The sequence below is a fragment of the Pilosibacter rotomagensis genome (genome assembly GCF_045062245.2).
In the GTDB taxonomy this organism is placed as follows: Bacteria; Bacillota; Clostridia; order Lachnospirales; family Lachnospiraceae; genus Pilosibacter.
The window spans coordinates 2,813,710-2,828,577 of sequence record NZ_CM170323.1; the positions used below are offsets into that span (position 1 = coordinate 2,813,710).

12 protein-coding genes and 1 pseudogene are annotated in these 14,868 nt (G+C 46.9%); 6 read left to right on the top strand and 7 right to left on the bottom strand.

Translation table 11 applies throughout. The annotated features are described in order from the left end of the window. Positions 1-2: 2 nt before the first annotated feature. The 6 genes from ACI3EW_RS12610 to ACI3EW_RS12635 all read left to right on the top strand — a co-directional run bounded on the left by ACI3EW_RS12610 (position 3) and on the right by ACI3EW_RS12635 (position 4,652). Complete coding sequence (locus ACI3EW_RS12610; protein ID WP_173898279.1) at positions 3-782, top strand: ABC transporter permease; 780 nt, start codon at positions 3-5, stop codon at positions 780-782. A gap of 6 nt (positions 783-788) precedes the next feature. Beyond that, positions 789-1,250: a hypothetical protein gene (locus ACI3EW_RS12615; protein WP_118399150.1), complete on the top strand. Its 462-nt coding sequence runs from the start codon at positions 789-791 to the stop codon at positions 1,248-1,250. Positions 1,251-1,698: 448 nt separating this feature from the next. Next, positions 1,699-2,121 (top strand): RNA polymerase sigma factor, encoded by a 423-nt coding sequence (locus ACI3EW_RS12620; protein ID WP_456301266.1) that lies wholly within the window; start codon positions 1,699-1,701, stop codon positions 2,119-2,121. Further along, positions 2,118-2,357, top strand: a complete 240-nt coding sequence (locus ACI3EW_RS12625; RefSeq protein WP_117761128.1) for a helix-turn-helix domain-containing protein — start codon at positions 2,118-2,120, stop codon at positions 2,355-2,357. Before ACI3EW_RS12620 ends, ACI3EW_RS12625 begins: the two co-directional genes overlap by 4 nt. A 501-nt stretch (positions 2,358-2,858) precedes the next feature. Then, positions 2,859-3,002, top strand: coding sequence for a hypothetical protein (locus tag ACI3EW_RS12630; protein ID WP_195344145.1), 144 nt, complete (start codon positions 2,859-2,861; stop codon positions 3,000-3,002). A 78-nt stretch (positions 3,003-3,080) separates the two neighbouring features. Next, a complete protein-coding gene (locus ACI3EW_RS12635; RefSeq protein ID WP_270437976.1) occupies positions 3,081-4,652 on the top strand; it encodes a recombinase family protein in 1,572 nt (523 codons plus the stop codon). Between the two features lie 84 nt (positions 4,653-4,736). Here the strand turns inward: ACI3EW_RS12635 and ACI3EW_RS12640 are convergent. The 7 genes and pseudogenes from ACI3EW_RS12640 to ileS form a co-directional block, all read right to left on the bottom strand. After that, positions 4,737-5,144 (bottom strand): annotated as a pseudogene (locus ACI3EW_RS12640) (manganese catalase family protein); the annotation flags it as partial. A 1-nt stretch (position 5,145) separates the two neighbouring features. Continuing rightward, on the bottom strand, positions 5,146-5,520 hold the full coding sequence (locus tag ACI3EW_RS12645; protein WP_243022259.1) for a spore coat protein CotJB: 375 nt from the start codon (positions 5,518-5,520) through the stop codon (positions 5,146-5,148). Continuing rightward, the gene (locus ACI3EW_RS12650) at positions 5,517-5,789 is read right to left on the bottom strand and encodes a spore coat associated protein CotJA (protein WP_118530556.1); all 273 of its coding nucleotides are present in this window, start codon (positions 5,787-5,789) and stop codon (positions 5,517-5,519) included. The genes ACI3EW_RS12645 and ACI3EW_RS12650 overlap by 4 nt, the downstream gene beginning before the upstream one ends. Before the next feature lie 220 nt (positions 5,790-6,009). Beyond that, a complete protein-coding gene (locus ACI3EW_RS12655) occupies positions 6,010-6,870 on the bottom strand; it encodes a peptidoglycan DD-metalloendopeptidase family protein (RefSeq protein WP_118530554.1) in 861 nt (286 codons plus the stop codon). 264 nt (positions 6,871-7,134) lie between these two features. Continuing rightward, on the bottom strand, positions 7,135-8,100 hold the full coding sequence (locus ACI3EW_RS12660; protein WP_329752112.1) for a SpoIID/LytB domain-containing protein: 966 nt from the start codon (positions 8,098-8,100) through the stop codon (positions 7,135-7,137). Between the two features lie 270 nt (positions 8,101-8,370). Next, entirely contained in the window at positions 8,371-10,824 is a 2,454-nt protein-coding gene (locus ACI3EW_RS12665) for a glycogen/starch/alpha-glucan phosphorylase (RefSeq protein WP_405581634.1), read from the bottom strand. Between the two features lie 182 nt (positions 10,825-11,006). Continuing rightward, positions 11,007-14,210: an isoleucine--tRNA ligase gene (ileS, locus tag ACI3EW_RS12670; protein WP_329752110.1), complete on the bottom strand. Its 3,204-nt coding sequence runs from the start codon at positions 14,208-14,210 to the stop codon at positions 11,007-11,009. Positions 14,211-14,868: the final 658 nt, after the last annotated feature.

Sequence of the window (14,868 nt, forward strand, 5' to 3'; positions counted from 1 at the left end):
CTATGATTCGCATTGTAAAAACAGAGTTTTATAAACTAAAAAGGTATCATATCCTTTGGGCTGGGGTTGCCCTCATGCTTTTATCTGTTTTACTGACTTTATTTACGTCTATGGCAAATGATGGTTCAGTATGGGATTTTGCTTACCTCACAGAACAGGTTATCAAAAACAATATGTCCATGATTTTCCCTATGTGTATTAGTTTGATTGCTGGGTATATGATTTCTCGCGAACAAACGGATGATACCTTAAAAAATATTTTAACTGTACCGATTTCATTTAAGCGGTTGTTGACCGGAAAATTGATTGTATGTGGTGTACTATCTATTATCTTCGGTTTGATATGCAGTCTGTTTACAGTTATCGCAGAAATGATTGTAGGATTTCCAGGTTTTCAAATATCCTTAGCCTTAAAAGCGACATTACAAATAACCGCAGTCAATTTCTTTTTATATCTTGCTGTTCTGCCGATTATTATAATTACCTGTCGTAAAGCAGGCAGCTTTTTAATCGGTGTTATTATTGCCTTTGTTTACGGATATGGAGGTATGTTTGCCGCAGGAAACATGACATTAGCAAATCTTTATCCGATTACGGCAAGTCTTGGAATGATTGGCTACCGCAGCTATGATACCGCAGTCAACTGGAACATATTAACTTGTATTTGTAGTCTTGCAGTTATTGTTGTCATTTCCGCTGTCTTGATTATTTGCATGAAAGAAACAGAACCCAAACAGGCAAAGAAAAAAGCGAAAAAGGTGACGCCAAAGAAAGGGTGGTAAAATTTTATGAAAAAAATATTTTTATCATTGATACTAATTCTTATTGGAGTATCCACGCTTTCCGGCTGTACAAAAGATGAAATTCTCAATCATTATAATAATGTTGTTCAATCTGCGGGTTCCATAGAACTTACAGGAAAACTCTCTCTACAAGGTAAAAAAGAAAAAGGGATTGATGATTATACAGGAAGCTATCAAGCTGACTATGAAAATTTTTCAAATACGGAGTATTTGTTCGGAGGAACTTCAATAAAAAGGAAAGCCGGAAAAGATATATCAGTTACTTGTACGTTGGAAGTTTCAAGTGGTACTGCAAAAGTATTTTGGATTTCGGGAGCTGACGAAGCAGTAACTTTACTTGAAACAACGGGAACATACAGCGATACTATTACACTTCCCGATGGTGGAAATTATATCGGTATTGAATGTGAAGATTTTACCGGAAAAATAGAAATGAATATTGAATAATTTTCTGCCAGACGACGGCAAAAGAAAAAAAGCCGTCGTATCGCAGATAGATTTTCACGCGCCTTTGAAGCGGTGGCTTTGATTTTTAGAGCTGCCGCTTCTTTTTGTCTATTCTTGAACCAATAATAACACAGAATGATGAGTAGTGGCATTTAGGAGGATTGCCACTATGGGGATTTCTTTGTTGCTGTACAGCATACATAGGTTACATTCATTAAAAAAAGTATAGCTCCTCCACTGTGGAAGTCCGACTTTGAATATGAACTGACAAGTCATATTTATTCTACTGTTATTTCTCATGCACTCATTTTTATTTTAAAATGGGTGTATTTTTTTATTCAAAAACGCAACTGCACCCCCTGTCCTGTCGGGACTAAGAGCGAAAAGGGGGAAAGAAGCAGAATTCCTATCAACTCGCTCCCTTTCAAGGCTGGAAAGGGGGTGAGCAATGATGAAGCCATCTGAATTTCAGACAACCATAGAGAACCAGTTTGATTACATCTGTAAAGTCGCTATGGAGGATGAACGCAAAGACTATCTCAAAGCGTTGTCCAGACAGTGTAAACGGGAAAACCTGTTCTGTGATATGGACGATTACACCGTCAACTTGTTTTCTTCCGAAGACACCTATCCATCCCACTTCCATACTTTTGAAATGGACGGATTTACTGTCCATGTTGAAAACAGCCTGTTAGCAGAAGCGTTGGAAAATCTGGATGGAAAGAAACGTGACGTTATCCTGAGATATTATTTCCTCGGATTTGACGATACAGAAATTTCAAAAATTCTGGAAGTCAACCGTTCTACCATCCAGAGAAGAAGACACGCCGGACTGGAATTTATCAAAAAATTTATGGAGGAAGAAGCATGACAGCAAAGCACCCTATGATTCCGTTTCCTGTGATTGTAAGGGCTGCGGATGGTGACATTGAAGCAGTCAACCAGATTGTACGCCATTACAGCGGTTTTATTGCCAGCCGTTCCATGCGTCCCATGAAAGACGAATACGGGAATACCCACATGGTTGTAGATGAAACCCTACGCCGCCGGATGGAAACACGTCTGATTGCAAAGATTTTATCTTTTGAAATCAGGGAACCCAACTAGAAATAACGCTCTCCTGTGGAAGCATGGACAAGCCCATGCTTCCCAGACAGAGCTTGCCAGTCTATTAAAGTGCATTATCACCAGTGCATTTTAACAGGCTGACAAAGCCGGATTGTTCCTTGAAAAAGAAAGCGTCTAATCAACGCAGCATAAAGCAGCCGAATACGTTTTGATAGAAAGAGAGCCGTTGGGCTGGCACGCCGTAACCCACAAAAGGAGGGATGAAACCGGATAGCGATTCCTGCCAGCGTTCCATAAGCAGCTTACCGCAAAAGCTGCCGCCATGACCTTTCTATCGTGATAATGATACTTCCGTACAGCCTTAGTCTGTGTGATGATGTAGCACCGCTGACAAAGGGTACGGCTGGATGAGAACCATGCAGGGGTGAGATTCCCATGAGCTTTAGCGAAAGCTGTTCGGTTTGCTAAGGATGATTCTTTCATAATGAACAAGCATTTTTGCATAGTCTGTAAACATAGTAAAGACTGTGAGGTGGAATTATGCCAAAAGAAGCAGAAATTTCCTGCAAAAATGTATTTAAGTGTGAAGATAAGTCGGCATTAAAAAAAGAGTTCAATCAAAAATGGATAGCACTTATCAATCAATTAGAAAAATCCAAAGGGCAGGTATTACCTGTAAAATGATAGACAAACATTTCCCAACACGGTATAATAAGTGTAGGTGGAATGTTTGTTTTATCTTCTCTTTAAAGGAGATAAAATATGATGAACACAAAGTCAAAAGTTGCTATTTATTGCCGCTTATCAGAAGAAGATAGAAACAAACAACATGAAACTGATGATAGTAACAGTATTCAAAATCAAAAATCCATGCTGATTCAATATGTATTGGAACAAGGCTGGGAAGTCTACAATATATACAGTGATGATGATTATACTGGTTCAGATAGACGAAGACCAGAATTTAACAAACTGTTAAATGACGCTGAACACCGAAAATTTGATATTATCCTCTGTAAAACACAATCCAGATTTACCAGAGAGTTAGAGTTGGTAGAAAAATATATACACGGATTGTTTCCTATCTGGGGGATTCGTTTTATCAGTATTGTAGATAATGCAGATACCGCTAATAAAGGAAACAAAAAATCAAGACAAATCAATGGTCTGGTTAATGAGTGGTATTTGGAGGATATGTCGGAAAACATCCGCAGCGTATTGACTGACCGCCGGAAGAATGGATTTCATATTGGTGCATTTGCTCTTTATGGTTATAAAAAAGACCCTGAGCAAAAGGGACACCTGATTATTGATGAAGAAGCTGCTGCTGTTGTAAGAGAAGTTTTCACTTTATTTTCACAGGGATATGGCAAAACAGCGATTGCCCGTATGCTGAATGACCGTGGGATTCCAAACCCTACGGAGTATAAACGGCTTCATGGTTTACGCTATAAGCAGCCTACCAGAAAAAATAGTACCTTATGGAAATATTTTGCTATTTCCGATATGCTGACAAATGAAATTTATATCGGAAATATGGTTCAAGGAAAATACGGCAGTGTTTCGTATAAGACAAAACAAAATAAGCCCAGACCTAAAGAGGAATGGTACAGAGTAGAGGGAACACACGAACCGATTATTGACCGTGAACTTTGGGATAGAGTACAATCTATGGTAGCTGAAAAAGCAAAACCATTTACAGTAGGAACCATAGGGCTGTTTGCCAGAAAAGCTCGCTGCATGAACTGTGGCTATACCATGCGTTCTAATAAGCAGACAGATGGAAGACATTATTTACAATGTTCAAATCGCCATGTTGCAAAGGACGCTTGCATAGGTTCATTTATTTCTGTGAAGAAGTTGGAGCAGGCAGTTATTTCTGAACTGAACAAGTTATCACAAGAATATCTTGATAAAGATGAATTGGAACAGAACGTGGAATTTCACTCCAACGTAAAGGAGAAAAAAACTTCTTTAGAAACACAACTTACTACCTATCAAAAAAAGATTGAAGAAGACGCAAAGGTAATCAGAGAACTTTATCTTGATAAAGTAAAAGGGATTCTTTCCGAAAATGATTTCCTGAATTTGTCAAAAGATTTCACGAATGACAGAGAACGGCTTGAAAAGCTGGTGATTGAAACGCAAAAACAGCTTGATGTAATTGAGAGAAAAATCCAAACAGGCGATAATCGCCGCCAGCTTATTGAGCAATACACAAATCTTGAACATTTAGACAGAGAAACCGTTGAAACACTAATTGATTATATATTAGTAGGAAAACGGATTCCAGGGACAAGAAATGTCCCGATTGAAATACATTGGAATTTCTAAGTTCTGTAAAATCTGGTGTCTGGCACACCAGATTATATAGAACTTCTACTTAACACTTCTATGTTGCACATACGCAGTCGTACCATCTGCAGCAAGGTCCTCAAACAGATCGGTGATCGGATCACCCTTCGACTGGAATTCGCAGGCATTAAACGGCACGCCGCCGGCTGCCTGGGGCCAGATCCCCGTGGTATGGTCGATATAGTACGGGCCGAATCCCTGCGCTTCCAGCTCCTCCGCTGTTAAGTTTCTCGTGAGCTGGTGAACGATCGCCGCGACGATCTCCAGGTGGGCGAGTTCCTCCGTTCCGATATCCGTCAGAACCGCTTTCTGCTCCCCATACGGCATTGAGTAGCGCTGGGAGAGATAGCGCATGGACGCACCCATCTCGCCGTCAGGCCCACCGTACTGGCTCATGATAAACTGTGCCATCTTCGCATTCGGCTCCTTAATATTCACCGGAAACTGCAGTCTTTTTTCATAGACCCACATCTTAACATCCTCCTTCCCACGGCCATTTTTCAGTTACCCAGTCCCAGGATGAGGATATCACATCGGCATATCTCAATGGTCCAAACTGGCTTTCATAGGCGGCAATGGCCTGATTTCGCATGTCGCGGACAGCCTGGTAATAGCGGAGTGCATCCTGATTTTCCGGATGAGTGTCCAGGAACAGGACCACATCATCCATCGCAAATCCTGCCTCCATGATCTGGCGCATCAGTGCCTCTTTATCCTGAAATATCATGTCTCCACCGCCCTGACAGCTGCCGCACGCCGGCACGACATTCTGAGCAGACAGGCGCGGATCACGGATCGGTTCTGCCGGCATTCCCGGCATCATACTGCATCGATAGAATTCTTTCATCTTCTGCACCTCCCCATCGCGAATGGAAGATCCAGAGTCGGGAAGATCGTCCCCCGGACAAAGCCTCTGGCTAACGGATATGTGGTTCCCCACATCTGCATCGGGACGTAGCCCATTCCTACCGGAAATATCGGATCATTGCCGTCAAAGCAGGCACGGGACACCGGGCGGACGACAGGTCCCGGGCCGGAAATATCAGATGGAAGTCTGCCGCAGCCGCAGGGAGAAGTCCGGGCGGTATCCGGCAGATCAGAATTTCTGCAATTCATATGCGGATGTCTCCTTTCTTTGTTCTGATATTATGGTATGCACAAAATCAAAAATGGGATCTTTCCACTGCGAAAAAGAGCCTTCAGAAATTTCTCCCTGAAAGCTCTTCCACAAAACTCCTCTTTATTTTATTGCCGCACACTGTCTCTTCCCTGCGCATCCATAACCGGATTGATTCGTGGGCACAGGTATGACACTGACCGGGGTGATCCATCCCGCTCACTCCAGAAAATCCAGCGCATCCACCGGAACGCCGTCTTTTAAGAATTCGAAGAACACATTCGTTCCTTCCACCGTATAGTATTTCGTCGGCTCCGCGACATAGCCTAAAAGGTCGCCCCGGTGGACATACTCGTTTTCCACGACCGGGATCTCCTTTAACTGACCGCAGACGGCTGTGTAGCCGTTTCCAAAGTCGAGATCGACATAGTTTCCGATCTCCTCATTCGTCCCCACAGAGACGATCCTGGCGTCCGCAGGGGCCGATACCGGGGTGCTCACCTCGCTCTGGATCACATTTGCCGGGTTGACTTTATACTGGTCCAGCGTCGGAAAATATGTCGTGGTGTCCATGCTGTAGCCGAGAACGATGTTCCCGTTTACAGGCCAGGCGAGCTTGTCCGTATCGGCAAAGTCGAGCACCAGGGACTCCGTGACGGCAGCTCCGGCTTCCGCCATGGAACGATCCGATGCAGCCCCGGCTCCGCCTGCCGCATCCGCAAGACCGGTATCCTCAGAAATGCCCGGGGCAGCGGCAGCAGGATCCGTGCCTGTTCCCGCCTCATTTTCCGCAAGCGCAGCATTTCTGCCATCTCCGGTATTTTCCACGTTTCTGGTTTCATCTTTTGATGCCGCCAGTTCCCCGGCCAAAGTATCCCCTCCGGACTCTGCGCCTGCGTTGGAATCCCCCGCGATCACATGGTCCGGATCTTCGATCTCCAGATAGGGACTCTTTTCGATATTTTCTCTCCCCTTCTGGATCCTCACAACTCCTGCTGCCGCAACAATAGTCAGCAGGCCGAGCACGAGCATGACAAGGACAAATTTGTCCCTGAACAGCTGATTTCCTTTTTCTTTCACGTTTATCACCTCGGTTATATTTTTACCCGTGATGATAAAGTTATTCACAAAAGCAAAAAATTCTGCGATAATTCAGCAAGTCTGCACATTTGCCGGACAGACCGCACAAAGCTCACAACAGAACATATGCCCCGGCACATTCCTGCACTGGGCACAGTCGTTTGCAGCATTCTTCAGCTTCGCGCAAACGCGCATCATTAGCACATCGTGCCAGCAGCACGCAATCCTGATAAAAAAGGAGCAGAGTCATTCATGCCAGATCCTCTACTCCGCGATCTTCACGATTTCGATCCCCCGGAAATAATATTTCAGCAGTTCCTGAAACGCACTCCCCTGCTCTCTCTCCATGGCGTCCGCCCCAGCCTGCGAAAATCCGTATCCGCTGCCGATCCCTTTCGAGGATACCCGGATCTTTCCGTCCGCGGAGGAAAAATAAAAGCATGATGACGAAAGTCCCAGGGAATCCCGGACCTCATCTCCCGTATAGTCCATATTTCCGATCTGCGCCCTTTTTACATATCCGGCACTGTCCCGCTCGATGATCTGGATCTTCTCCGCGATCCCGTCCGCAGCCGGCTGCGGTCCGCCGATCCGCCCGATCCTGTCCGCAAACTCGCTTTCCGTGAACGTCCGGACATATAAAAATCCTTCCGTTTCCAGATCCCCCGGACTCTCCACAGAAGAAAGATACGGATACGCCGCCAGCTCTCTCGTCTTTCCTGCCGACGCGAGACAGTAGAACGGCTCGATCAGTTCCCCGTCATACTCCGCGACAAGTCCTTCCGTCTCCCGGACCGCCCTGCGGACCTTCTCATAGTACTCCTCAAAATGTTCGTTTCCCCACTTTTTCTCCATCTCCCGTACACTCAGGCAGTCGATGTCCAACTCTTCCTCCATAAGGTCCCGGTCCAGAGTCCTGCTCCGTTTTCCCCATCCCGCAGCTCCGGCGCCGCTGTCTGTTCCCGGATCCGCACTTCCCGGATCGTCCGTGTTTTCCCCACCGATCCCGGGATCCACGATCCGGTACACATACGTCCTTGCGAGCACGGCCTGCGCCTTCATTGTCTCGATCCCATATTCCGCCGGGATCTCCGCCGCCACCATCCCCACGAGAAACTCCTCTGTCGGAATGCTCTCCCCCACATCCGTCCGGATCCTGCCTGTCCACGCGAGAGTCGTCACATAGGGGATCATGACCATCGCGAACAGGAGCATAAAAAATCGTTTCATAAAAAATACCCGCCTCATACACCGTGATATTTCCAGTGTATGAAGCGGGTGATTCTTTTATGTTAGTAATATTGTAACTATTCAGTAGGTCTGCGCACTTGCTGCGCTGACCGTAATAAAACATGGGACGGAAGGCAAAAATCCCATCGGCGAAGCCGATCTGGAATGGATTTTTGCTCGTAACCTGCCATGCATCCGAAGGAAATCTCCGGGGGAGGTTTCTGTAGGTGTGAGGGTACTGAACAGTTACGTAATATTTTAAGTGTCGGATTACAGCTCTACCTTGATCTTCTTCAGATGCCAGATATCCCTTACATACTCTTCGATCGTACGGTCAGAGGAGAACTTTCCTGCGGATGCGGTATTGAGCATTGCGGTTCTTGCCCACCACTTCTCATCGCGGTATGCCTGGTCGATCTTCTTATGAGCTTCCGCATAGGAACGGAAGTCCTTTAAGATAAAGTAGGTATCTGCGCGATCACTGCTCTGTGTGTTGAGCAGGGAATTGTAGATATCACGGAACAGCTCCGGATCCTGCGGAGAATAGTAACCGTTGATCAGCTGCATCAGAACACGGCGGATATCCTGATCATTGTTGAAGATATCCATCGGGTTGTAGCCACCGTTGTTCTCAAGGTTGATGATCTCATCTGCGGACGCTCCGAAGATGAACATGTTGTCCTTGCCGACTTCCTCCGCCATCTCGACGTTCGCACCATCCATGGTTCCGATCGTCAGAGCGCCGTTTAACATGAACTTCATGTTTCCGGTACCGGACGCTTCCTTACTTGCTGTGGAGATCTGCTCGCTGACATCAGCGGCGGAGAAGATCAGCTCTGCGTTGGATACACGGTAATCTTCAATGAATACGACCTTTAACTTGCCGCCGATGGACTTATCGTTGTTGATCACGTTTGCTACATTGTTGATGAGCTTGATGGTCAGCTTTGCGCGCTTATATCCGGCAGCTGCCTTTGCGCCGAAGATGAAGGTTCTCGGAACGATATCCATATTCGGGTTATCTTTTAACTGGTTGTAGAGATACATCACATGAAGGATGTTCATGAGCTGTCTCTTGTACTCATGCAGACGTTTTACCTGAACATCGAAGATGGAACGCGGGTCAACGTCGATTCCGTTGTGTTCCTTGATGTACTTCGCAAGACGGATCTTGTTCTGGTACTTGATGTTCATGAACTCCTGCTGGCACTTCTCGTCATCCACATAAACAGAGAGTTTTTTGATATTGGAGAGGTCGGTGATCCACTCGTTTCCAATCTTGTCGGTTACCCAGTCTGCAAGCAGCGGGTTTCCGTGAAGAAGGAAACGTCTCTGGGTGATACCGTTCGTCTTGTTGTTGAACTTCTCCGGCATCATCTCATAGAAGTCACGAAGCTCCTGTTTCTCAAGGATCTCTGTGTGGAGCTTCGCAACGCCGTTTACGGAGAAGCTGCCGACGATCGCAAGGTAAGCCATGCGGACCTGTCCGTCGTAGATGATCGCCATTCTGCGGATCTTATCGTTGTCGCCCGGATATCTCTGCTGGATCTGGGCAACGAAGCGGCGGTTGATCTCCTCAACGATCTGGTAAACACGCGGAAGAAGGCGGGAGAAGAGCTCGATTGGCCATTTTTCAAGAGCTTCCGCCATGATCGTGTGGTTTGTGTAGGCACAGGTCTTTGTGGTGATCTCCCAGGCCTCATCCCACTCTAAGTTCTCCTCGTCAAGTAAGATACGCATAAGCTCAGCAACAGCAACGGTCGGATGTGTATCGTTTAACTGGAAGGATGCCTTCTCATAGAATTTATGGATATCGTCATGCTTTTCCTTGTACTTTTTGATGGCACGCTGAACACTGGCAGAAATAAAGAAATACTGCTGTTTTAAGCGAAGCTCTTTTCCGGAATAATGGTTATCATTCGGATAAAGGACTTCAACGATGGTCTTTGCCAGATTCTCCTGCTCAACGGCTTTCTGGTAGTCACCTTTGTCGAACTCGCTTAAGTTGAAGGTGTTCACAGGCTGTGCATCCCAGATTCTCAAGGAGTTTACGACATTGTTGCCGTATCCCACGATCGGAATATCATATGGAACTGCCATAACAGACTGGTAGCCCTTCTGTACAAAATGATTTCTCTTTCCGTCCCACTCGGTCTCCACATAACCGCCGAACTTGACCTCCGTCGCGTACTCTGCGCGGCGGATCTCAAACGGATAGCCATCCTTTAACCACTCATCCGGAACCTCAATCTGATATCCGTCACGGATCTGCTGTTTGAACATTCCATAACGATAACGAATGCCGCAGCCATATGCCGGATAGCCTAAAGATGCAAGGGAATCCAAAAAGCATGCCGCAAGACGTCCAAGACCGCCGTTTCCGAGTGCCGGATCCCGTTCCTGATCCTCAATGGAATTCAGGTCAAATCCCAGTTCAGAGAGTGCCTCCTCGATCTCCTTCTGCTCACAGAGACTGATGATGTTGTTTCCGAGGAAACGACCGGTCAGGAACTCCATGGACATGTAGTAAACGATCTTCGCATCCTGCTTGTCGTACTCTTTATGAGTCGCGATCCAACGGTCGATGATCATGTCCTTGACTGCAAGTGCGACAGCCTGGTAAACCATAGCCGGAGTCGCCTCGTCGATCGTTTTGCGGTAGATGCTCTTTACATTGAACACAATGGTCTTCTTCAGTTCATCCTTGTTAATTGTCTGACTCACCCCTAAAGTCCTCCTTTATACTCTCTTAATGGCCGGATCCCGCGCCATGCCTCTTCAGGCCGCGTCTGTGATCCGGTCCATGTGAACCCCTTATTTACAGGAAGGTTCCGCATTGCGGGTCTGTCCATAAATATTGTTCATGAAATCCCCGCGCTGCGGAACTTTTTCCTGTTGTCATCCGTCTATTTTGTCACTTTCGCGACACCGAGTACAACATCTTCACCGTTGATGTTCCACTCTTTTGTATATCCAGTCATCTCGCCGAGCGTGATGCTGTCGGCCATGACTTCGCTCTTTAACTCGTCTGCGTACTTCTTGATCAGATCTGCGATCTTCTCATTCTTGTCAACGTAAACGTAGATGTGGTCCATAACCTCGAATCCGGCCTCTTTACGCATCGTCTGGATCTTGCTGACGATCTCGCGGTAGAAACCTTCCTCGAGAAGCTCCGGTGTCAATGTTGTATCGAGAACAACGGTCACGGTGTTGTCTGCCTCGGATACATAACCTTCTGTCTGCGCCATATCGATCAGAAGGTCATCCTTTGTGAGAACGACTTCATTTCCGTCAAAGTTGAAGGTCAGAGCGCCCTTCTCGTTTAAGGTATCCATTGCAGCGTTTCCGTCTAACTCAGCGAGAGCTTTCTTGATGTTTCCGAGCTGTTTGCCGTACTTCGGTCCTACGGTCTTAAGCTGCGGCTTGAAGGTGTAGGATGTGAAGTTTCTGACGTCATCTGTGAACTCTACGGACTTCACATTTAACTCGTCCTCGATGATCTCCTGGTAGAACTCCGGAAGCTTCTCCGGTGCCTTTACGAACATTCTGGCGATCGGCTGACGGTTCTTGATGTTTGCGGTATTTCTTGCCGCACGTCCCATCACAACGATCTTTAAGACTTCATCCATCTTTGCTTCCAGCTCGGCATCGATATGTGCCTCATCAACGGTCGGGAAGTCGCAGAGGTGGATGCTCTCCGGAGCCGTCTTATCGATGGATCTTACCAGGTTCTGGTAGATTTCCTCTGTCATGAACGGGATCATCGGAGCTGCTGCCTTACTAATCGTCACGAGTGCTGTGTAGAGAGTCATGTAAGCGTTGATCTTATCCTGCTCCATGCCCTTTGCCCAGAAACGCTCACGGCTTCTTCTTACATACCAGTTGCTCATGTCATCCACGAACTCCTGGAGTGCTCTTGCAGCCTCCGGGATGCGGTAGTTCGCAAGGTCGTCATCCACTGCCTTAACAGTAGAATTTAACTTGGATAACAGCCATTTGTCCATGACCGGAAGTTTATCGTATTCCAGTGTATACTTGGTTGCGTCGAAGTTGTCGATATTTGCGTAGAGAACGAAGAATGCGTAGGTATTCCAGAGAGTACCCATGAACTTTCTCTGTCCTTCCATAACGGCCTTTCCGTGGAAACGGTTCGGCAGCCACGGTGCACTGTTGATGTAGAAGTACCAGCGGATCGCGTCAGCGCCGTATGTCTTTAATGCGTCGAACGGATCAACGGCATTTCCCTTGGACTTACTCATCTTCTGTCCGTTCTCATCCTGAACGTGACCGAGAACGATAACGTTCTGGTACGGCGGCTCATTAAAGAGCAGCGTGGACTCGGCAAGGAGGGAGTAGAACCATCCTCTTGTCTGGTCAACGGCCTCGGAGATGAACTGTGCCGGGAACTGTTTGTGGAAAAGCTCCTGGTTCTCAAACGGATAGTGATGCTGTGCGAACGGCATTGCACCGGAGTCGAACCAGCAGTCGATAACCTCCGGTACACGGTGCATTTCTTTTCCGCAGTCCGGGCAGGTGATCACTACATCATCGATAAACGGACGGTGAAGCTCAACCTCTCCCTTGTCTCCGTCCATCTCTTTGCTGTATTTCTTTACAACATCCTGATAGTTCGGGCTCATCTTCTTTAATTCTTCACGGCTGCCGATGCAGTGCATCTTTCCGCACTCACACTGCCATACCGGAAGAGGTGTGCCCCAGTAACGGTTTCTGGAGATTCCCCAGTCCTGAACGTTCTCCAGCCAGTCGCCGAAGCGTCCTTTACCGATGGATTCCGGAATCCAGTTAATCTTATTGTTGTTGCGGATCAGGTCATCCTTCACCGCTGTCATCTTGATGAACCAGGACTCTCTCGCATAGTAGATCAACGGTGTGTCACAGCGCCAGCAGAACGGGTAGCTGTGCTCGAATGCCGGTGCCTCGAATAACAGACCTTTTTCCTTTAAGTCTTTTAAGACCATCGGATCCGCTTTCTTCACGAATACGCCTGCATACGGAGTTTCCTTTGTCATGTCGCCCTTTGCATCTACAAGCTGTACAAACGGGAGATCATAACGACGGCCTACCTGGGCATCGTCCTCACCAAAAGCCGGTGCAATGTGTACCACGCCGGTACCGTCTGTCAGGGTAACATAATCCGCGCATGTCACGAAGTATGCTTTCTTGTGCTGTTTCTCGCAGATCTCAACTGCGCAGTCAAATAACGGCTCATATTCCTTGTACTCAAGGTCCTTACCGGTGCATGTCTCAAGAACCTCATATGCCGGAGTTCCGTTTTCCTTATCCGCAAGCTTTCCGAGAACGGCATCAAGCAGGGCTTCTGCCATATAGTAGGTATAACCGTCTGCGGCCTTTACTTTTGCGTATGTCTCTTTCGGGTTTACGCAGAGTGCCACGTTGCTCGGAAGAGTCCACGGTGTTGTGGTCCATGCAAGGAAATATGCGTCCTCGCCTTTTACTTTGAAGCGGGCGATGGCAGATTTTTCCTTTACATCCTTATATCCCTGGGCAACCTCATGGCTGGAAAGCGGTGTTCCGCAGCGCGGGCAGTATGGAACGATCTTGAATCCCTTGTAGAGGAGTCCTTTGTCCCAGATCTGTTTTAATGCCCACCATTCAGATTCGATATAGTCATCATGGTAGGTAACATACGGATTATCCATATCAGCCCAGAAACCAACGGTGCTGGAGAAATCCTCCCACATTCCTTTGTATTTCCAGACGCTCTCTTTACATTTCTCGATGAACGGCTCAACACCGTACTGCTCGATCTGCTCTTTTCCGTCGAGACCAAGAAGCTTCTCGACCTCAAGCTCTACCGGAAGTCCGTGGGTATCCCAGCCGGCTTTACGCGGAACCATGTATCCTTTCATGGTGCGGTATCTCGGGATCATGTCTTTGATGACACGGGTAAGTACGTGTCCGATATGCGGCTTGCCGTTTGCGGTAGGCGGTCCGTCATAGAACACGTATGGGGTTCCTTTTCTGCGGCTGTCGATACTTTTTTCAAAGATTTTTTCGTCTTTCCAGAATTTCTCAACCTTTTTTTCCCTGTCCACAAAGTTCAGGTCTGTTGATACTTTCTCGTACATGACACATTTCCTCCAATTCTTTTTTTCGCGCGGGGCTTTCTCGTTGCCTCGGCTTCCCTCTGCACTCTCCGCAGACGGTCCCCTGCCGCGCTCTTCGTGTTTTTGTGTGTCGTATGTCAGGTCCGCCCGGCGCCTTTCCGGTGCCGTCGGTTGGTAATAAAGAAATAAAAAAGCCCTGTTCCAATGAGAACAGGGCGAAATAACGCTTTTAACCACCTATTACTGCATACTGACATATGAGTTTCCGTTAACGGCGGAAAAGGCCGGGGACACTTACTTTCCGGGAACACGGTCCGCACCCGGGGTTCAGCTTCCAGCTCGGGAGTGATCTTCCTTTCACGAAAAAGCACCGGGCTTCCATCGTCCCCGGCTCGCTTTGGCTTTCTGCTTGTGAACCTACTGTCTCCGTCATGGCTTTTTTCTATGATCGCCTGCATCTTAGATATACAGACAAATCAATTATAAATATAAGGTATTTAAAAGTCAAGGGAATCCCCCGACTGTTGCGAATTCTTTCCATATTTTCTCTTTGTTCGGTTTTCTTTCTAAGGTTTTTAGTCATATTTTACGTTCTTTTTAATTGATCGTTACTTTTTTAACGTAAAATTTGCCTTTTCGCACAAGAGCTGATATAATCAACTTCAATACGTTTGACAGC

Coding starts and splice junctions, on each gene's coding strand:
- ACI3EW_RS12610 (WP_173898279.1), top strand. CDS start 3: ATGATTCGCATTGTAAAAACAGAGTTTTATAAACTAAAAAGGTATCAT.
- ACI3EW_RS12615 (WP_118399150.1), top strand. CDS start 789: ATGAAAAAAATATTTTTATCATTGATACTAATTCTTATTGGAGTATCC.
- ACI3EW_RS12620 (WP_456301266.1), top strand. CDS start 1,699: ATGATGAAGCCATCTGAATTTCAGACAACCATAGAGAACCAGTTTGAT.
- ACI3EW_RS12625 (WP_117761128.1), top strand. CDS start 2,118: ATGACAGCAAAGCACCCTATGATTCCGTTTCCTGTGATTGTAAGGGCT.
- ACI3EW_RS12630 (WP_195344145.1), top strand. CDS start 2,859: ATGCCAAAAGAAGCAGAAATTTCCTGCAAAAATGTATTTAAGTGTGAA.
- ACI3EW_RS12635 (WP_270437976.1), top strand. CDS start 3,081: ATGATGAACACAAAGTCAAAAGTTGCTATTTATTGCCGCTTATCAGAA.
- ACI3EW_RS12645 (WP_243022259.1), bottom strand. CDS start 5,520: ATGAAAGAATTCTATCGATGCAGTATGATGCCGGGAATGCCGGCAGAA.
- ACI3EW_RS12650 (WP_118530556.1), bottom strand. CDS start 5,789: ATGAATTGCAGAAATTCTGATCTGCCGGATACCGCCCGGACTTCTCCC.
- ACI3EW_RS12660 (WP_329752112.1), bottom strand. CDS start 8,100: ATGAAACGATTTTTTATGCTCCTGTTCGCGATGGTCATGATCCCCTAT.
- ileS (WP_329752110.1), bottom strand. CDS start 14,210: ATGTACGAGAAAGTATCAACAGACCTGAACTTTGTGGACAGGGAAAAA.